The following is an 18,788-nucleotide window of genomic DNA, read 5'->3' as shown; positions in this document are numbered from 1 at the left end:
TCCGTGGGACATATCCGCTAGATGGAGCCGCCGCCGCTCGATATCAAGTCACACCGGCGTCAGCGGCCAGAACAGCGGGATAACGAAGCTGGCCACCACCCAGAGAGTCAGGTTGAGCGGGATGCCGATGCGCATGAAGTCGGTGAAGCGGTAGCCGCCGGCGTTGTAGACGAAGGTGTTGGTCTGGTAGCCGATGGGCGTGGCGAAGCTGGCGCTGGCGGCGAACATCACCGCCACCACGAAGGCACGCGGGTCGACGCCCAGATGCTGGGCCATGCCGATGGCGATGGGGGTGACCAGCACCGCCACGGCGTTGTTCGACAGCAGCTCGGTGAGGATCGAGGTGAACAGGTAGATGAAGCTCAGCATCAGCAGCGGCCCGGCCCAGGGCAGCCAGCCCATGACGTTCTGCACCAGCAGGCTGACCAGGCCGACCTTGTCCATGGCGATGCTGATGGCCAGCATGCCGAAGATCAGGCTGAGAATCTTCCAGTCCACCGCCTTGTAGGCGTCTTCCACATCCAGGCAGCGGGTCGCCAGCACGGTCACCGCGCCGATGATCGCCAGGCCCTCGATGGGCATCAGGCCGAAGGCGGCCAGCAGCATCACCGCCAGGGTGGCGCCGATGGCGATCGGCGCCTTGTCGCGGCGGAAGGCGCGTTCCTGCACGGCGTTGAGGCTGATCAGCTCGCCGTTGTCGGCGAAGCGCTTGATCTGCGCCGGGGTGCCCTCGACCAGCATCACGTCGCCGAACTGCAGCTCGAACTCGTCGAGGTTGCCCTGCACGTTCTCGTCCTGGCGGTGCACGGCGAGCACGGCGATGCCGTAACGCACGGTGAGGTCGAGATCGCGCATCGGCCGGTGACTGTAGCGCGAGTTACGCCCGACTATGGCCTCGGCGAGGATCACGTCGTGGCTGCTGATGGTCTCGAAGGCGTCGCCGCGGTTGAACGACAGGTGGCCGCTCTCGCGCAGCTCGACCACGTCCTTGACCTGGCCGTGCAGCACCAGGCGGTCGCCGCTGGCCAGCAGGGTGCCCCCGCCCGGCTCGGTGAGTTCCTGCTCCTCGCGAAACAGCTTGAGCACCTGCAGGCCGCTGCCGCCGTTGAGGTTGGCCTCGTGCAGGGTCTTGCCGATCATCGGCGAGTCGTGCGGCACCAGCAGCTCGGTCATGAAGGTGCGGTCCAGGTCCGGGCGCAGTTGCTTGGACAGGGTTTCGCGATCGGGCAGCAGGCGGTGGCCGACGGTCAGCAGGTAGAGCATGCCGACCGCGGCCAGGATCAGCCCGGCGCCGGTGATCTCGAAGATGCCGAAGGGCTCCAGGCCGGCCTTGCGCGCCACGCCGTCGACCAGGATGTTGGTCGAGGTGCCGATCATGGTCAGGGTGCCGCCGAGGATGGTGGCGTAGGACAGCGGAATCAGCAGCTTCGACGGCAGGGTGCCGGCGCGGCGCGCCAGGGCGATGGCCACCGGGGTGAGGATGGCCACCACCGGGGTGTTGTTGAGGCAGGCGGAGATCACCAGGGCGGTGACGGTCAGGCCGGTCAGCACGCGGATCGGGCTGGTGCCCACCAGCTCGCCCAGCCAGTTGCCCAGGGCGTCGATGCAGCCGGTGCGCTCCAGCGCGGCGGACAGCACGAACATGCAGGCGATGGTCACCGGCGCCGAGTTCGACAGCACGCTGAGCACCTCGCCCGGGGTCAGCAGCTGGCTGACCAGCAGCGCCGCCACGGCGATGGCGGCGACTATGTCCGGGCTCCATTTCTCGCGCACGAAGGCATACAGCACCCAGATCAGCAGGGCGCCGACGAACAGCAGGGGCAGGGAGTCCCAGGGCATGAAAATCCTTAGCGTCGAATCTCGTGTGAGGTATCGGGCCCGCGCTGGGCGGCCGCACAAGGTCGCCACGATAGTGGGCTTCGCTTAGATAGTCTAAGAATGTTTGAGAAGGTTTATATGCCTTTTCGATTTATTGGATAAGGACACGGAGGAGCACGTCGCCGCCCCCAACATAAACGTGACGAAGCCTACGCATAGCCGGGGGCGCTCCCTGTCGAGTGCCGGCTCAAGCCAACCTAGGACGAGCAGCTGATCTGCAGATGCTTGCCCCAGTCCGGCGGGCGCTGGGCGTAGCGCTCCATCCCCGGCTGCTCGTCGAAGGGCCGCGCCAGCACCGCGTGCAGCTCGCGCACCGGGCCATAGTCGCCGGCCTCGGCCGCCTCGATGGCCTGCTGCGCCAGGTAGTTGCGCAGGATGTAGCGCGGATTGACCGCGTGCATGCGCGCCTGACGTTCGGCCTGTTCGCCCCCCTCGCGGGCGCAGCGGGCCAGGTAGTCGCGGCCCCAGGCGTCGAAGCCGGCCAGGTCGACGAAGTCCTCGCGCACCACCTGCAGCGCGTCGACGGGCGCCTGTTCGCCGAGCCGGCGGAAGAACAGCGTGTAGTCGCTCGCCTTGCCCTGCTGCATCAGCTGCAGCAGGCGCTGCACCAGCTCCTCGTCGCCGTCCTCGGCGCCCTGCAGGCCCAGGCGGCGACGCATCAGGTCAAGGTAGTGGGCCTGGTACAGCGGCAGGAACAGCTCCAGGGTTGCGCGCAGCTTGTCCACTTCGATCATGGGCGTCAGTGCCTGCGCCAGCGCCGCCAGGTTCCAGTGGGCGATGGGCACCTGGTTGCTGAAGCTGTAGCGGCCGGTGTCGTCGGAATGGTTGCAGATGTGCCCGGCGTCGAAGTCGTCGAGGAAGGCGTAGGGCCCGTAGTCGAAGGTGATGCCGAGGATCGACATGTTGTCGGTGTTCATCACCCCGTGGCAGAAACCGTAGGCCTGCCAGCGGGCGATCATGCCGGCGGTGCGCTCCAGCACCTCGCGGAACATCGCCAGCCAGGGTTCGTCCTGCGTCAGGCAGGCGGGGAAATGACAGGCCAGCACATGCTCGCCGAGGATCTTCAGCTGCTCGTGCTGGCGGGTGTAATAGAAGTACTCGAAGTGGCCGAAGCGCACGTGGCTGGGCGCCAGGCGCAGCAGCATGGCGGCGCGCTCCTGACGCTCGCGCCACACCGGGGTTTCCGAGGCGGTGACGCACAGCGCCCGCGAGCTGGGGATGCCGAGGGCGTGCAGGTGTTCGCTGGCGAGGAACTCGCGGATCGACGAGCGCAGCACCGCGCGGCCGTCGCCCATGCGCGAGTAGGGGGTCTGCCCGGCGCCCTTGAGGTGCAGGTCCCAGTGCTCGCCGGCGGCGTTGACCACCTCGCCCAGCAGCACGCCGCGGCCGTCGCCCAGGCGCGGGGTGTAGCCGCCGAACTGGTGCCCGGCGTAGACCATGGCGCGCGGCTCGGCCTCGCTCCACAGCTTGTGTCCGGCGAACAGTTCGGCGAACTCCGCGCGCTGCGCCTCCTCCGGCGCCAGGTCGAGCAGGGCCATGGCCGCGGCGCTGGCCACCACCAGGCGCGGCTGCTCGATGGGCTCGGGCAGCACCTCGGTGGAGAAGGCGTCGCCGAGACGGGCGAAGCGGTTGTCGAAGCTCAGTTGGTCGAGGCGTTTCACCGCGTGCTCCGCCATGGCTCAGGTCGCCGCCGGCGGGGGCGGCGTCTGCACGTTGGCCGCACCGGCTGCGGCGGCCTTGATCAGGTCCTTCTGTTCGAGCTGGTGTTCGCCGCGTTCGAGGTTCTTCACATACACCTCGACCTGGCGGAAGGCGATGTTGATGCCGTGCTTGGGGAATTCGCGGTCGATGAAGCGGTTGATCTCGTCGGTGGCCGGGTTGCGGTCGCCGAGGTCGCGCACGTGGATGCGCAGCTCGTGATCCAGGGTGCTTTCGCCGAAATTGAGGAAGTACACCAGCGGCGCCGGCTCCTTGAGCACCCGCGCGTTCTCCTGGGCGGCCTGCAGCAGCAGCTTGCGCACCAGGTCGAGGTCCGAACCGTAGCCGACGCCGACCTTGAGGGTGACGCGGGTGACCGTGTCGCTCAGCGACCAGTTGATCAACTGGCCGGTGATGAAGGTCTTGTTCGGCACGATGATTTCCTTGTGGTCGAAATCGGTGATGGTGGTGGCGCGGATGCGGATCTTGCTCACCGTGCCGGACAGGTTGCCGATGGTCACCACGTCACCGATGCGCACCGGGCGCTCGAACAGGATGATCAGGCCGGAGATGAAGTTGGCGAAGATCTCCTGCAGGCCGAAACCGAGGCCCACCGACAGCGCCGCCACCAGCCACTGCAGCTTGTCCCAGCTGACGCCGAGGGTGGACAGGGTGGTGACGATGCCGATGCCGACCAGCGCATAGGACAGCAGGGTGGTGGTGGCGTAGGCGCTGCCCTGGGCCAGTTTCAGGCGCGACAGCACCAGCACCTCGAGCAGGCCGGGCAGGTTGCGCGCCAGGGCCACGGTGATGGCGACTATGATCAGCGCGCCGAGCACGTCCATCAGGCTGATCGGCACCAGAGTGGCGGCCTCGCCGCTGCCGCTGCTGTATTCGTAGAGAGTCACGGTGTCGAGGTAGGTGAACACCCCGATCAGCTCGGCCCAGACCCAGTACAGGCAGACCAGGAAGCCGCCGAGCAGGGCCAGGCGGATCAGCCGCAACGACTGCTGGTTGACCTGCTCGATGTCCAGGGTCGGCTCCTCGACCACCGTCTCGCCTTCGCTGCCGTCCTTGCTCTGCGCCTGGCGCTTGCTCAGGGCGCGCTGGTAGGCCAGGCGCCGGGCGGCGACGCCGAGGCCGCGGATGAAGGCGGCTTCCAGCACCAGCCAGAGGATCAGCAGGTAGAGGGTGTCGATCAGGCGGTCGGTGAGTTTCAGCGCGGTGTAGTAGTAGCCGAACGCCACGGCGGCGATCAGCGCCAGCGGCAGCAGGCTGAACAGCAGGCCGACGCTCGAACGTAGCGCCGAGGTGTGCTCCCGCAGCGGTGCGCCGAGCAGCAGGCGGAACAGCAGCCAGGCCATCAGCGCGTAGCAGGTCAGCACCACGCCGATGCCGATCACGTCGCCGGCCAGGCTGGCCGGCTGGTGTTCGGCGACGCTGGTCACCGCGACCAGCGCCATCACCACCAGGCCCAGGCTGCGGATATGGTGGCGGAAGAAGGCTACGTTGGCCGGCGGCCAGTGGAAGTGCAGCACGGCCACGCCGTTCGGCGAGAGGATACGGTAGAGGGTGTAGAACACCAGCCAGGCCTGGGCCATCTCGTACAGCGCGGCGCCGAGGTAGAGGTTCTGCCCGCGCGCATCCATCAACAGGGCGTAACCGCACAGGGCGAGGAACAGCGCGCCGGGCAGCGCCAGGGCCAGGTTCAGGGCCAGCGCCAGCGGCGTGTGCAGCTGGCTGTCGCGCTTGTAGTGGCCGATGTCGTCGTGCAGGCCGCCGAGCTTGGCGAACAGGTACTGGCGGCGCCAGAGAATAAAGGCGCAGAGCAGCAGCAGCGGCAGGAACACCAGCGGCCGCTCCAGCAGGGCGGCGCCCAGCTCCTTCAGCGCCACGCCCCAGGGCAGGCTTTCCAGCTGCTGCTGCAGGCGCCGCGGCGCGCCCTTCAGCCACTCGAGGTCGAGCGGCTTGTTGCTGGGAATCCAGAACATCTGCTCGTCGATGGTGGCGCGCAGGCTGCTGGCGGTGCTGTGCAGCTCCTTCTGGTTGAGCTGCAGGGTGATCGATTCGTTGAGCAGGGCGTTGAGCTCGCGGTTGAGCCGGTCGAGCAGCTCGCGGCGGGTGCTCAGCAACTCGCGCAGGGTGGCGCGCAGCTCGGCGGTGACCTCCTCGGCGGGCTGGCCGGCGAGCAACTGGTCGATATAGGCCTCGGGATTGCCGATCTCCTCGCGCTGCTTGCCCAGCTCGAACTGGTACAGGCGGATATCGGCGATCTCATCGGCCAGTTTGCTGTCTTCCAACGTCAGGCTGGGCAGCGCCTGCTTCTGCTGGTAGAGGATCTTCGACAGCAGCAGGCTGCCCTGCAGCACGCCGATCTGCTCGTCGAGGGCCTGGTCGGCCTGCACCAGGTTGTCCAGCTGCTGCTTGGTCTGCAGGTTTTCCTCGGTCAACTGGTTGAGGCGCTCGGTGGCGCGCAGCAGGTAGTCGGAAAGCTTGAGGTTGCGCGTGCTCTCGCGTGCCAGCAGCTTGTCCGAGCCGGCGCGCTCGGCCTCGCGCGACTGCTCGGCGACGGTCTGCTCGGATTCGGCGCGGCGCCTTTCGTTGATCAGGCTCTGCAGCTCCAGGCGCTCCTGCTCGGCGCGCTTGATGCGCTCCTCGAGCAGCTCGCGCTGGGCGTTGCCCAGGTCCTGCAGCAGGCTGTTGCCGGCCAGCTCCTGGCGGCGCAGCTGGGTCTGCGCGGTGAGCAGGGCCAGTTCCGCGGCGAGCTGGTCGCGGCGCTCGGCGCTCAGCGGTTTGCCGTTGTCGCGGTCGCTCTTCAGGCTGTTGTTGATCTGCTGGCTGCGCGCCTGGTTCTGGCTGATCTCGGCCTGGGCGCGCTCGGGGCGGGTCTGCGCGGTGATCACCAGGCTGTTGGCCTCGATGATCGCCTTGTTCCACTCGCTGAGCTGGCTGGAGCGTTCGCCGAGCAGCTGCTCCAGCTGCGCCAGGGCGGTGCGCGCGTGGCGCTCGGCCAGCGGCGCCGGCTGGCTGGCCTTGAGCTGGGCGAGTTCGCGCTGGGCTTCGGCGATCAGCCGCGGGGCGTTTTCCAGCTGGGTGCGCAGGTCGGCCAGACGCTGCTCGCTGGCCTCGCGGTCCTTGAGCAGGCGCAGGGTCTGCTCCAGGGTCTGCTTGAGCGCCAGCTGCTCGGCTTCCGGCAGCTTGCGATCAGCCAGGCCGTCGAGGCTCTGCTGCACGCTCTCGACCTTGGGCGGCTCCTGGGCGAGAACCGGGGGAATGCTCAGGCACAGGGCGAGCAGGGCGGCGACGAACGGGAGACGCAACAGGGACATGGTCGTGGGATCTGCTGAATGGGACGATGACAGTGTGGGACGGCCGCCGCAGGCGCCGCCGCGCCGGCCCTCGCGGGAGGGGCGTGCGCAGCTGCGATGCTAGCAGAGTCCGGCGCGCTCGCGGCTGCGACGCTGGTGCGACGAGCCTGTTACAGGAACAGCCCGGGGCCCGGGCGGCTGCCTTCGGGGAATTTGACGCCGACCTTGCGCACCTTGTTCCCGTCCATCGCCGCCACCGTCCAGGTCAGGCCCTGCCATTCCACCTGGTCGCCGACGATCGGTTCGCCGCCCACCTTGTGCGCGATAAAGCGGCCCAGGTGCAACTGGCCTTCGGCGCCTTCCAGCTTGAGGCCGTAGAGCGCGGCCACCGCGCCCAGTTCGGCGTCGCCTTCGAGGACGAAATCGCCGAAGAAGCGCAGGTCCTGACCGCGCTTGGGCGCCTGGCTGAACAGCTTGCCGAGCGCCGGCAGATCGGCCTCGTGGCCGATCACGCAGAGCAGGTCGCCGGCCTCCAGGCGCGTGCTGCCGGACGGGTGGAGCAGCTCGCGACCGCGAAACAGCGCGGCGATGCGCGTGCCCTCGGGCATGTTCAGCTCGCGCAGGGCGGCGCCGATGCACCACTTCTCCGCGCCCAGGCGGTAGACGAACAGCTCCCACTGGCTGGTGGGGTGCACCTCCAGGCCGGCGCGCGACACCGGCGCCGGCTCCGGCGGCACGGTGACGCGCATCAGCCGGGCGGCCAGCGGCAGGCTGGTGCCCTGCAGCAGCAGCGAGACCAGGACGATGAAGAAGGCCACGTTGAAGAACAGCTGGGCATTGGGCAGCCCGGCCATCAGCGGGAACACCGCGAGGATGATCGGCACCGCGCCGCGCAGGCCGACCCAGGCGATGAAGACTTTCTCGCGGTCGTGGAAAGCCGGAAACGGCAGCAGGCCGAGCAGCACCGACAGCGGTCGGGCGAAGAGGATCATCCACAGTGCCAGACCCAGCGCCGGCAAGGCGATGGGCAGCAGCTCGTGGGGAGTGACCAGCATGCCGAGGACCAGGAACATGCCGATCTGCGCCAGCCAGGTGAGGCCGTCGAGCATGTGCAGGATGCCGTGGCGCGAACGGATCGGCCGGTTACCCAGCAGCAGGCCGCACAGGTAGATGGCGAGGATGCCGCTGCCGCCCACCGCGGTGGTGATGGCGAAGATGATCAGGCCGCCGCTGACCACCAGCAGCGGGTACAGGCCGCTGGCCAGCTCCATGCGGTTGATCAGCTTGAGCAGCAGCCAGCCGCCGCCGAGGCCGAGCACGGCGCCGAGGCCGAACTGCTGCAGCAGCTGGATCGGCAGGTCCCAGCTGAAGCCGGTCTGGCCGCTGGCGAGCATGGCGATCAGGGTGACGGTGAGGAAGACCGCCATCGGGTCGTTGCTGCCGGATTCGATTTCCAGGGTCGAGCTGACCCGTTCGTTGAGGCCGCGGCCGCCGAGCAGGGAGAACACCGCCGCGGCGTCGGTGGAGCCGACGATGGCGCCGATCAGCAGGCCCTCCAGCAGGCTCAGGTCGAACAGCCAGGCGGCGGCCAGGCCGGTCAGCCCAGCGGTGATCACCACCCCCAGGGTGGCCAGCGACAGCGACGGCCACAGCGCCACGCGGAAGCTGGAGACGCGGGTACGCATGCCGCCGTCGAGGAGGATCACGGCCAGCGCCAGGTTGCCCACCAGGTAGGCCAGCGGGTAGTTGTCGAAGACGATGCCGCCGGGGCCGTCGACGCCGGCGAGCATGCCGACGGCGAGGAAGATCACCAGGATGGGGATGCCGAAACGGGTGCCGAAGGCACTGACCAGGATGCTGGCCGCCACCAGCAGGGCGCCGATCAAGAACAGATTGTTGATGGCGCTGGCGTCCAACGGCGTACTCCTGGCCTGGTGGTGAATGCGCCGTTATGCATGGCGCGTGCCAGGGATTCTAACCGCTGCCTTCGCCCCGCTGTCAAAAAGGTTATTACATTTTTCCAGCCGGCCGCGGCCCGCCGGGGCGGGCCGCCGACGGCATCTAGAACCAGGCGTCGCGCATGCCCAGGCAGGTGTCGTCGCGCGCCTCGAGGATGGCCAGCTCGTGGTGGCAGCCCGGCACTTCCCAGGTCAGGAAGTAGCGCGCAGCCTGCAGCTTGCCCCGGTAGAAGTCGGCGTCGCCGCCCTCGCCCCTGGCCAGGCCCTGCTCGGCGCGGATCGCCTGCTCCAGCCAGCGCCAGCCGATCACCGCGTGGCCGAACACCTTGAGGTACAGCGCCGAGTTGGCCAGGCCCTGGTTGACCTGGCCGGCCATCAGGTCGCCGAGCAGGGCCAGGGTCACCGCCTGCAGGCGTGCCAGCAGTTGTTCCAGCGGCTGGCGCAGGGCGGTGAGCGACTCGTGCTCGGCGGCGCGCTGGCAGGTGCCGTGGATCAGCCTGAGCAGCTGCTTGAGCGCGGCGCCGCCGTTCATCGCCACCTTGCGCCCGAGCAGGTCGAGCGACTGGATGCCGTGGGTGCCTTCGTGGATGGGGTTGAGACGGTTGTCGCGGTAGTACTGTTCCACCGGGTATTCGCGGGTGTAGCCGTGGCCGCCGAGGATCTGGATCGCCAGTTCGTTGGCCTTGAGGCAGAACTCCGAAGGCCAGGACTTGACGATGGGGGTGAGCAGATCGAGCAGCTGCAGCGCCTCGGCGCGCTCCTCGGCGGTTGCCAGGGTGTGGGTGTCGTCGAACAGGCGCGCGGTATACAGGCCGAGGTCGAAGGCGCCTTCGACGTAGGCCTTCTGCGCCAGCAACATGCGCCGCACGTCGGTGTGCTCGACTATGGCTACCTGCGGGCTGCTCGGGTCCTTGCCGTCCGGCTGGCGGCCCTGCGGGCGGTTGCGCGCGTAGTCCAGCGAATAGAGGTAGCCGGCGTAGCCGAGCATGATCGCGCCCATGCCGACGCCGATGCGCGCCTCGTTCATCATCTGGAACATGTAGGAAAGGCCCTGGTGCGGCTTGCCCACCAGGTAGCCGACGCACTCGCCGCTGTCGCCGAAGTTCAGCGCGGTGGAGGTGGTGCCGCGCCAGCCCATCTTGTGGAACAGCCCGGCCAGGGTCACGTCGTTGCGCTTGCCCAGGCTGCCGTCGGCGCCCACGTGGAACTTGGGCACGATAAACAGGCTGATGCCCTTCACCCCGGGCGGCGCGTCCGGCAGCTTGGCCAGCACCATGTGCACGATGTTCTCGGAGATCGGCTGGTCGCCGCCGGAGATGAAGATCTTGTTGCCCTTGATCCGGTAGCTGCCGTCCGCGGCGGGTTCGGCCTTGGTGCGGATGTCCGACAGCGACGAGCCGGCATGCGGTTCGGTCAGGCACATGGTGCCGAAGAAGCGGCCGTCGATGATCGGCTGCAGAAAGCGGGCCTTCTGCTCGTCGCTGCCGAAGGCCTCGATCAGGTTGGCCACGCCCATGGTCAGCATCGAATAGGACGCGGTGGCCGCGTTGGCCGCCTGGAAGTGGGCGAAGCAGGCCTGCGACAGCAGGTTGGGCAGTTGCATGCCGCCATGCTCGAAGTCGCGGGTGGCGTTGAGGAAACCCGCCTCGTGGAAGGCGCGCAGGGCCGGTTCGACCTCGGGGATCAGCACCGCCGCGCCGTCGACGTACTGCGGCTCGTGCTCGTCGCTCTTGCGGTTGTGCGGGGCGAACAGCTCCTCGGCGATGCTGCGTGCGGTGGCGATCGCGGCGTCGAAGGTCTCGCGGTTGTGCTCGGCGAAGCGTTCGCGCTGGGTCAGGGCTTCGGCGTCGAGCACCTCGTAGAGTTCGAACGCCAGGTTGCGGGAGCTGAGCAGGGTCTCGGACATGGAACGGGCCTCCAGATGATCGATCGAGTCTAGGCAGCCAGTTGCCTGGCTGCCCAGCATCATCATCGGCCGTGATAATCGCTCGTTGGCGCACGCGGGTAGGGCGGGTGCAACCCGCTACTGCCGAAGTGGCGGGTTGAACCCGACCTGCGGAGCCAGTTAACCGTCGTTCCCGCGCAGGCGGGAACCCAGGAAATTGGCGGCGCCTGGACGCCCGCCTGCGCGGGAGTGACGGCTCGTCAGATCGAACGAGCGAAGCCTTGCGCCAGCTCGCGGGTCAGCTCGGCGGCCGGCAGGGGCCGGCAACTGGCGACGTTCTGCCCGGCCCACAGCGGCGAGAAGTCGCCGCTGCCCTGGGCTTCGGCCGCCGCGCGCAAGGGGGCGATGGCCGCGGTGGCCAGGGGGAAGGCCGGCGCCCGTTCGCTCAGCGGCCCCAGCTCGCGCATCAGGCGGTTGACGATGCCGCGCGCCGGGCGCCCGCTGAACAGGTTGGTCAGCGCCGTATGGCGCGCCGCCGGGCTCTGCAGCGCGGCGCGGTGGATGGCGCCGGTGCTGGCCTCCGGGCACAGCAGGTAGGCGCTGCCGACCTGCACGCCGGCCGCACCCAGGGCCATGGCCGCGGCTACGCCGCGGGCGTCGGCGATGCCGCCGGCGGCGATCACCGGCACCGACAGCGCATCGACCAGCTGCGGCAGCAGGGCGAAGAGGCCGAGTTGGCGGCTCAGGTCGAAGTCGAGAAAGTGGCCGCGATGGCCGCCGGCCTCCAGGCCCTGGGCGATCACCGCATCGACGCCGCGTTGCTGCAGCCACAGCGCCTCGTTCAGGGTGGTGGCGCTGGAGAGGATCTTCGCCCCGCTGCGCCGTACCCGCTGCAGCAAGGCTTCCTCCGGCAGACCGAAGTGGAAGCTGACCACCGCGGGGCGGAACTCCTCCACCAGCGCCGCCGCCTCTTCGTTGAACGGCAGGCGCCCCGGGCCGCCGGCGATGGCGGCCGGATCCAGGCCCAGCTCGTCATAGTAGGGCGCCAGCGCCTCGCGCCAGGTCGCCTCGCGGGCCGCATCCGGCGCGGGCGGCACATGGCTGAAGAAGTTCAGGTTGAACGGGCCCTCGGTCAGGGCGCGCAGCGCCTGCAGCTCCTGGCGCAGGGCGGCGGGCGTGAGCATGGCGCAGGGAATCGAGCCGAGGCCGCCGGCCTGGCACACAGCGGCGGCCAGGCGATGGTTCTGCGAGCCGGCCATCGGCGCCTGGATCAGTGGCAGGTCAGTGTCGAGCAGGGCGGTGAGAGACATGGGATGGCTCCATTTCAGCGAGGGATCGTGGTTCGGACACCTGCCAGGCCCACAACAGGGCCCAGAGCAATGCCGCCGTGCTGATAAGGAAGCTGCTCGTGAGGCTATGGCCGGCGGCAGTCCAGTGCTGCACCAGCCAGGGGCCGAGCAACTGGCTGCCGCTGTACAGACTGATCAGCAGGGCGGCCAGGCGCAAGCCCTGGTCCGGGTTGAGGGTGCGGGCCAAGCGCTGGGTCAGCAATACGGTGCCGAGGAAGGTGCCGCCCACCAGCAGGGCGCAGGCCAGCACGCCGACGGGGCCGGGCAGCAGGATCGGCATGGCCACGCCGAGCAGCTGCAGCAGGTAGTTGGCCAGCAGGGCGCGGCGGTCGCCCAGCCAGGCACCGGCCTGGTTCCACAGGCTCGCCGAGATCAGGCAGGCGAGCGCCGTCCACCACCAGTTGCCGACCAGCAGCGGATGACCGGCGGGCAGCTGTTCACGAGCCAGGGCCGGCAGAAAGGTCAGCGGCAGGATGTAACCCAGGCCTGCCCCCAGATAGGCCATCAGCAACGCCAGATTGTGGCTGCCGAACAGTGCGCCACGGGCGGTCGCAGGGGGCTTGTCGGGCAGGTCCCGTGCCAGGCGCCTTAGCATCGGAGCACAAAGCAGCGCCAGGGGCAGGGCGCACAGGGCGATCGGCAGCCAGCGCAGCGGCCCGTGCCAGGGCGTGATGGCCACCAGCAGGCCGCACAGCAACATGCCGCTACCCAAGCCCAGATAGACCAGACCGCTGAGCGCCGTGGCCTGGCGCAGGGCCAGCCATTCCAGCACCAGCGCCGGGGCGAGGACGAACACCACGCCGTTGCTGATGCCATTGGTCAGGCGCAGTGCAGCCAGCAGGGCGATGTCCTGCGTGAAGACCTGGGCCAGGGTCAGGCCGGCATTGATCAGTAGGGCCGCCGGCAGGCCGAGGCGCAAGCCGCGCGGGTTGGCCATGGGCAGCGCGAGCAGGGCGCCGAGCAGGTAGCCGAGGTAGTTCCAGGTCGCCAGTTGGGCGCCTTGGCTCAGGTCGAACAGGCCATCGTCGAGCAGCAGGGGCAGCAGCGGGGTATAGGCGAAGCGGCCGAGCGCGTGCACGACCACCAGCGCCAGGGCGGCGGCGAGCAACGCAGTGAGGTGGGCGCGGTCACATCTGGGCATAGGGCCTCCGGTCGTGCTGCGCACCTTAGTCGTTGTCGTTGACCGATCGTTAGTGAAAAATACTGCTTTCATTTTTCACTTTTGGTGATGTTCATGGGCGCCTGGCAGCGACTCAATCCGCAGTTGTTCCGCTATTTCCTCGCCGTGGCGCGCGAGGGCTCGCTGAGCGCCGCCGGCCTGCGCCTGAGCTGCGTACCGTCGAACGTCTCGGCGCGCCTGCGCCAGCTGGAGCAGCAACTCGACACCCGGTTGTTCCTGCGTCAGGGCCAGCGCCTGCGTCTGACCCCGGCCGGCGAGCGCCTGCTGCCCCACGCCGAGCATCTGGAACAGCTCTGCCAGACGGCCTGGCGCAGCGTGCAGGAGGATATCTGGAGTGGCGACCTGCGCCTGGGCTCGATGGAAACCACCGCGGCCGTGCGTCTGCCGGAGCTGCTCGCGGCTTTCCACCAGCGGGCGCCGCGGGTCAACCTGCAGCTCAGCACCGGGCCGAGCCGACGCCTGGTCGAGGGCGTGCTGGCCGGGGAGCTGGACGCCGGATTGATCGGCGGGCCGTTCGAGCATCCGCAGCTCGAGTGCCTGCCGATCTGGCAGGAGGAACTGATGCTGGTGCTGCCGCCGACGCAGGATGCCGACAGTCTGGAGGCGCGGCCGCAGACCCTGCTGGGCTTCCCCGAGGGCTGTCACTATCGCGAGCGCCTGGAGCGCTGGGTGGTCGGCCGCGGATTGCAGGTGGCGGCGCGGCAGAGCTACGGCTCGATCGACGCGATCTTCGCCGGCATCGCCGCCGGCATGGGCATCGGCCTGCTGCCGCGCAGCCTGCTCGAGCGCCACCCGCGTGTGCACCTGGTGCAGTACCAGGCCATCGCCGCGGAGTTCGGCGCGACCACCACGCTGCTGGCGCGCCGCCGCGATGCCGGCGAGCACCCGCCGCTGGCGCTGCTGCTGGAGCTGATGCGCGCGCAAAGCCCGCTCAGCGGGTAAACTTGGCGACCGCTTCGGAGACATTCATGAACTACCGCCACGCCTTCCACGCCGGCAACCACGCCGACGTGCTCAAGCACTTGGTGCTGACCCGCCTGATTGCCCTGTTGTCGCGCAAGGAGGCGCCCTTTGCCTACCTCGACAGCCATGCCGGCATCGGCCTGTACGACCTGCGCGGCGATCAGGCCAGCCGCACCGGCGAATGGCTGGAGGGCGTCGGCCGCCTGTGGCAGGCCGCGCAGCTGCCGGATGCGGTGGAGGCCTACCTGGAGGTGGTGCGGGCGATGAACCCGGACGGCGAGCTGCGCTACTACCCCGGCTCGCCGGAGCTGGCGCGCCTGCTCAGCCGCGAGCAGGATCGCCTGCAGCTCAACGAGAAGCACCCGGAAGACGGCCGCCTGCTCAAGGACAACATGCGCGGCGACCGCCGCGTAGCGGTGCACCTGGGCGAGGGCTGGCACGTGCCGCGGGCGCTGCTGCCGACCCGCGAGAAGCGCGTGCTGCTGCTGATCGACCCGCCGTTCGAGCAGGCCGACGAGCTGCAGCGCTGCGTCGAGGCGCTGAACGAGGCGCACGGTCGCATGCGCCAGGCCATCGTCGCGATCTGGTATCCGATCAAGGACGAGCGTCAACTGGCGCGTTTCTACCGGGATCTGCAAAAGAGCGCCGCGCCCAAGCTGCTGCGCGCCGAGCTGTACGTGCACGCCCCGGACGATGCCAGCCGGCTGACCGGCTCGGGCCTGGTGATCAGCAACCCGCCCTGGGGCCTGGAGGACGAGCTCAGGCAGCTGTTGCCCTGGCTGGCCGATGCGCTCGGCCAGAGCCTGGGCGGCTGGCGCCTGGATTGGCTGATCGAGGAAAAACCGGCCGCTTGAGCGAGCCTGGGGACGCTGCGCATGGCGCATCCGGCGGGGCCGCTTCGGCGCCGCGTCTCAGGCCATCACGTCGATGCTGTTGCCCAGATGCGGCGGGTTGCTCGGCGCACTGACCGGGGCGGCCGCCTGCACCAGGCTGGCGACGCCGGACGCCTGCAGCTCCAGGGTCTTGCGCAGCAGCAGGAGCGACATCTGCGCCGAGAATTGCGCCGACGCCTGGCTGGAAACCTGGCTGGCGAGGCTGCTCAGTTCCATGGCGATCGCCCCTCCTTCAGGCCTTGGGTTCAGGCGGTAGGCATACGCCCGTTCCGCCCAGGCCGCAATAACCGTTCGGGTTCTTCGCCAGGTACTGCTGGTGATAGGCCTCGGCGTAGTAGAACGGCGGCGCCTCGCGGATCTCGGTGGTGATCGCGCCGAGCCCGGCCTTGTCCAGCTCGGCCTGGAAGCGCGCCTGACTGGCGCGGGCGGCAGCCAGTTGCGCCGCGTCCTGGCAATAGATGGCCGAGCGATACTGGCTGCCGCGGTCGTTGCCCTGGCGCATGCCCTGGGTGGGATCGTGCGCCTCCCAGAACACCTTGAGCAGGGCCTCGAAGCTGGTCTGCCGCGGGTCGAACACCACCAGCACCGCCTCGGTATGCCCGGTCAGCCCGGAGCAGGTTTCCTCGTAGGTCGGGTTCGGCGTATGGCCGCCGGCGTAACCCACCGCCGTGCTGTACACCCCGGGTTGTTGCCAGAAGCGCCGCTCGGCGCCCCAGAAGCAGCCGAGGCCGAATACCGCCTGCTGCAGGCCGGCGGGGAAGGGCGGCTGCAGCGGGTGGCCGTTGACATGGTGCGCCGCCGGCACCGGCAGGGCTTCGCTGCGGCCGGGCAGGGCCTGCTCGGCGCTGGGCAGCTCGAGTTTGTGGGCGAGTATCTGGGAACGCAGAACCATGGCGATCTCCTGAGAAGTGGGCAAGCAGTGGACCAGGCGCGGCGTGGCGCGTTACGTCCGTTGGTCGGATGTGGGCGCCGGGCGGCAGGGGTAGCGGCGCAGGCTGTCGATCAGCTCGCGGCCGGGAATCGGCTTGTCGAACAGGTAGCCCTGGCCGACGTCGCACTGCTGGCGGCGGAGGAAGCCGAGCTGGGCGGCGGTCTCGATGCCTTCGGCGACCACCTTGAGCTTGAGGTTATGGGCCATGGCGATCACCGCCGAGGTGATCTCCATGTCGTCCTGGTTGTCGGGAATGTCCTTGATAAAGCTGCGATCGATCTTGATCACGTCGATGGGGAATTTCTTCAGGTAACTGAGCGAGGAGTAGCCGGTGCCGAAGTCGTCCATCGCCAGGGTCAGGCCCAGGCTCTTGAGGCGGCCGAGCTGGTGGCGGGTGTCGTCGGTGGCCTCCAGCAGCAGGCTTTCGGTCAGTTCCAGCTCCAGCCGCCGGGGTTCGAGCTGTTCCTCGTGGAGGATGGCGGCGATGGAGCCGACCAGGTCCGGGTCGGAGAACTGCTTGGGCGACAGATTGATCGCCACCTGCAGCTCGCCGAGGCCGATGGCGCTGAGCTGCTTGCTCATGCGGCAGGCCTGGCGCACCACCCACTTGCCGATGGGGATGATCAGCCCGGTTTCCTCGGCCACGCTGATGAACTGGTCGGGGCGGATCATGCCCTTTTCCGGATGGTGCCAGCGCAGCAGCGCTTCCATGCCCAGCAGCTGGCCGCTCTTGAGGCACAGCTTGGGCTGGTAGAACACCTCCAGCTCGCTCTGGGTCAGGGCGCGGCGCAGGTTGTTCTCGACGAACAGCTTGTAGTTGGCCTCGGCGTTGAGTGCCTCGGTGAACAGCTGCACCTGGTGCTTGCCGTTGGCCTTGGCCTTGTGCAGGGCGAGGCCGGCGTGCTTCATCAGGGTCTGCGGGTCTTCGCCGTGCTGCGGCGCGAGGGCCAGGCCGACCGAGCCGGTGATGCTGATCAGCTGGTTGTCGACGAACAGTGGTTTGTCCAGGGTCTGCAGCACCTGCTGGGCGACGCGCTGGGCGGCCTCCTGGTCGCCGCCGTCGAGGAGGATGGCGAACTCGTTGCTGGCGAAGCGCGCCAGGCTGCCCTTGGCACCGAGGCTGTTGCGCAGGCGCCGGGCCAGGGCCGAGAGCAGCTTGTCGCCGGTCTGGTGGCCGAGGCTGTCGTTGATCCGCTTGAAGTTGTCGATGTCCACCAGCAACAGCCCCAGCGGCGGCTGCGGGCTGCGCGCGAAGCGCTCCTCGAGACTGCGGATGAAGGCCAGGCGGTTGCCCAGGTTGGTCAGGTTGTCGGTGTAGGCCAGGCGCTCGATGCGCTGCTGGGCCAGCTTGGTCTCGGTGATGTCTTCGTAGATGCCGATGTAGTGGGTCAGCTCGCCATCGTCGCCGTACACCTTGGAGATCGACAGCTGGCCCCAGTAGGGCTCCTGGTTCTTGCGCCGGCTGCGGAACTCGCCCTGCCAGCTGTTGTGCTCGGCCAGGCTGGAGTGGGCGTCGAACAGCAGGTCGCTGAGGTTGGCCAGCGCCGGCAGCTCGGACAGGCGCCGGCCGCAGACCTCGTCGCCGCTGTACAGGGTGATGGCGGTGAAGCTGGGGTTGACGTATTCCACCCGGCCGTCGCGGTCGACCAGCAGGAAGGCGCTGGCGCTCTGCTCCACCGCACGCTGGAACAGGTGCAGGGCGTGGGTGGCGCTGCGCTTCTGCTGGCCGATCAGCACCTGCGCGTACTGGTCGGCCAGCTCGCCGGCGAAGGCGATCTCGTCGGCCTGCCAGGTGCGCGGACCGCCGCTGTGTTCCAGGCACAGCACGCCGACCACCTCGCCGTCGACGCGCACGCCGGCGTCGAGCATGGCGCCGATGCCCAGCGGCTGCAGGTAGCTGGCGCTCAGCTCGGCGGTGCGCGGGTCGTGCAGGGCGTCGTGGGCGTCGATGGCGCGGCCGCTGTGCAGTGCCTCCAGATAGTGCGGGAAGGCGCGCGCGTCGATATCGGCCAGGCGTTCGTGGCGATCCAGGTCGCGGCGGTACAGGGTCACCGACTCCAGGCTGTGGCTGCCGAGCTTCCACAGGCCGGCGCGGGCCACGCCGTAGACCTCGCAGGCGGCCTGGGTGATCAGCTCGGCAGCCTCCAGCAGCGGGTCGCTGGAGACGTAGCGCTGGCGCGCCAGGCGCACGATCAGGCTCTGCTGGGTGCGCGAACGCACCAGGTGTTGCAGGTGGTCGTCCTGGGCGCGCTGGTACTGCTGCAGCGAGCTGCGCAGCTGCTGGTTCTGTGCCTGCAGTGCCTGCTCGGGCGGGCTGTACTGGCTCAGGCTCTCGTCCGCCACCAGCAGGTAGCCGCGCAGCAGTTGGCGGTTGCGCTGCTTGAAGGGTTCGCCCACCTCCAGCAGGTTGAGCGCGCCCTGCGGCGTGTGCAGGCGGTAGCGCACCAGATAATGCGGGCCCTGCAGCAGCTGCTGCTGGATGGCGTCGTGCAGGCGGTAGCGCGCCTCGGGCTCCATCAGGCTGGCGTAGGGCGCATCGACCAGGGCGCACAGGTCGCTGGCACTGATGCCGAGCTGGCGTTCGCAGGCGGGATCGAGAAACAGCAGGGCCCAGCTCGGCTCGTTCAAGCGCTCGAAACGCAACATGCCGAGCCGCGAGGGCACTGGCAACTGCGTCACAACCTCGGCTGCCGAGCGGGTGCCGGCATCGGGATGGCTTTTCATTGGGCGGCGGGCTTCCAGTAT

The 18,788-nt window shown here is 68.8% G+C and carries 12 protein-coding genes; 2 read left to right on the top strand and 10 right to left on the bottom strand.

Annotated features, from left to right (window positions below):
* Window positions 1–48 precede the first annotated feature (48 nt).
* The 7 genes from AC1G9C_RS22470 to AC1G9C_RS22440 all read right to left on the bottom strand — a co-directional run bounded on the left by AC1G9C_RS22470 (window position 49) and on the right by AC1G9C_RS22440 (window position 13,217).
* The gene (locus AC1G9C_RS22470) at window positions 49–1,839 is read right to left on the bottom strand and encodes an SLC13 family permease (protein WP_480408835.1); all 1,791 of its coding nucleotides are present in this window, start codon (window positions 1,837–1,839) and stop codon (window positions 49–51) included.
* Between the two features lie 236 nt (window positions 1,840–2,075).
* Window positions 2,076–3,539 (bottom strand): protein adenylyltransferase SelO, encoded by a 1,464-nt coding sequence (gene selO, locus AC1G9C_RS22465; protein WP_480408834.1) that lies wholly within the window; start codon window positions 3,537–3,539, stop codon window positions 2,076–2,078.
* An 18-nt stretch (window positions 3,540–3,557) separates the two neighbouring features.
* Complete coding sequence (mscK, locus tag AC1G9C_RS22460; RefSeq protein ID WP_480408833.1) at window positions 3,558–6,905, bottom strand: mechanosensitive channel MscK; 3,348 nt, start codon at window positions 6,903–6,905, stop codon at window positions 3,558–3,560.
* 149 nt (window positions 6,906–7,054) lie between these two features.
* Window positions 7,055–8,800: a potassium/proton antiporter gene (locus AC1G9C_RS22455; protein WP_021442196.1), complete on the bottom strand. Its 1,746-nt coding sequence runs from the start codon at window positions 8,798–8,800 to the stop codon at window positions 7,055–7,057.
* A gap of 145 nt (window positions 8,801–8,945) precedes the next feature.
* On the bottom strand, window positions 8,946–10,748 hold the full coding sequence (locus AC1G9C_RS22450; RefSeq protein ID WP_480408832.1) for an acyl-CoA dehydrogenase: 1,803 nt from the start codon (window positions 10,746–10,748) through the stop codon (window positions 8,946–8,948).
* A gap of 239 nt (window positions 10,749–10,987) precedes the next feature.
* Window positions 10,988–12,037: an NAD(P)H-dependent flavin oxidoreductase gene (locus tag AC1G9C_RS22445; protein WP_480408831.1), complete on the bottom strand. Its 1,050-nt coding sequence runs from the start codon at window positions 12,035–12,037 to the stop codon at window positions 10,988–10,990.
* Window positions 12,009–13,217 carry a YbfB/YjiJ family MFS transporter gene (locus AC1G9C_RS22440; RefSeq protein ID WP_480408830.1) on the bottom strand — a complete coding sequence of 403 codons (1,209 nt, stop codon included), beginning with the start codon at window positions 13,215–13,217 and terminating at the stop codon, window positions 12,009–12,011. Before AC1G9C_RS22440 ends, AC1G9C_RS22445 begins: the two co-directional genes overlap by 29 nt.
* Window positions 13,218–13,310: 93 nt before the next feature.
* Between AC1G9C_RS22440 and AC1G9C_RS22435 the strand changes: the two genes are divergently transcribed.
* Window positions 13,311–14,198, top strand: a complete 888-nt coding sequence (locus AC1G9C_RS22435; protein WP_480408829.1) for a LysR substrate-binding domain-containing protein — start codon at window positions 13,311–13,313, stop codon at window positions 14,196–14,198.
* 26 nt (window positions 14,199–14,224) lie between these two features.
* Window positions 14,225–15,073 carry a 23S rRNA (adenine(2030)-N(6))-methyltransferase RlmJ gene (locus AC1G9C_RS22430; RefSeq protein WP_021442719.1) on the top strand — a complete coding sequence of 283 codons (849 nt, stop codon included), beginning with the start codon at window positions 14,225–14,227 and terminating at the stop codon, window positions 15,071–15,073.
* Between the two features lie 57 nt (window positions 15,074–15,130).
* On the opposite strand, the gene AC1G9C_RS22425 is transcribed toward AC1G9C_RS22430, so the two are convergent.
* From AC1G9C_RS22425 to AC1G9C_RS22415, 3 genes are read right to left on the bottom strand one after another with little or no spacing between them, the layout of a single operon-like run.
* Window positions 15,131–15,328: a putative motility protein gene (locus tag AC1G9C_RS22425; RefSeq protein ID WP_021442718.1), complete on the bottom strand. Its 198-nt coding sequence runs from the start codon at window positions 15,326–15,328 to the stop codon at window positions 15,131–15,133.
* Between the two features lie 16 nt (window positions 15,329–15,344).
* Window positions 15,345–16,004: a peptide-methionine (S)-S-oxide reductase MsrA gene (gene msrA, locus AC1G9C_RS22420; protein WP_021442717.1), complete on the bottom strand. Its 660-nt coding sequence runs from the start codon at window positions 16,002–16,004 to the stop codon at window positions 15,345–15,347.
* A gap of 51 nt (window positions 16,005–16,055) precedes the next feature.
* Window positions 16,056–18,767, bottom strand: a complete 2,712-nt coding sequence (locus AC1G9C_RS22415; RefSeq protein ID WP_480408828.1) for a bifunctional diguanylate cyclase/phosphodiesterase — start codon at window positions 18,765–18,767, stop codon at window positions 16,056–16,058.
* Between the last annotated feature and the right edge of the window lie 21 nt (window positions 18,768–18,788).

The sequence above is a fragment of the Pseudomonas sp. ABa2 genome, from assembly GCF_056676075.1.
Note: the sequence above shows the minus strand (reverse complement) of the source record. Positions and strands in the feature narration are given on the sequence as shown.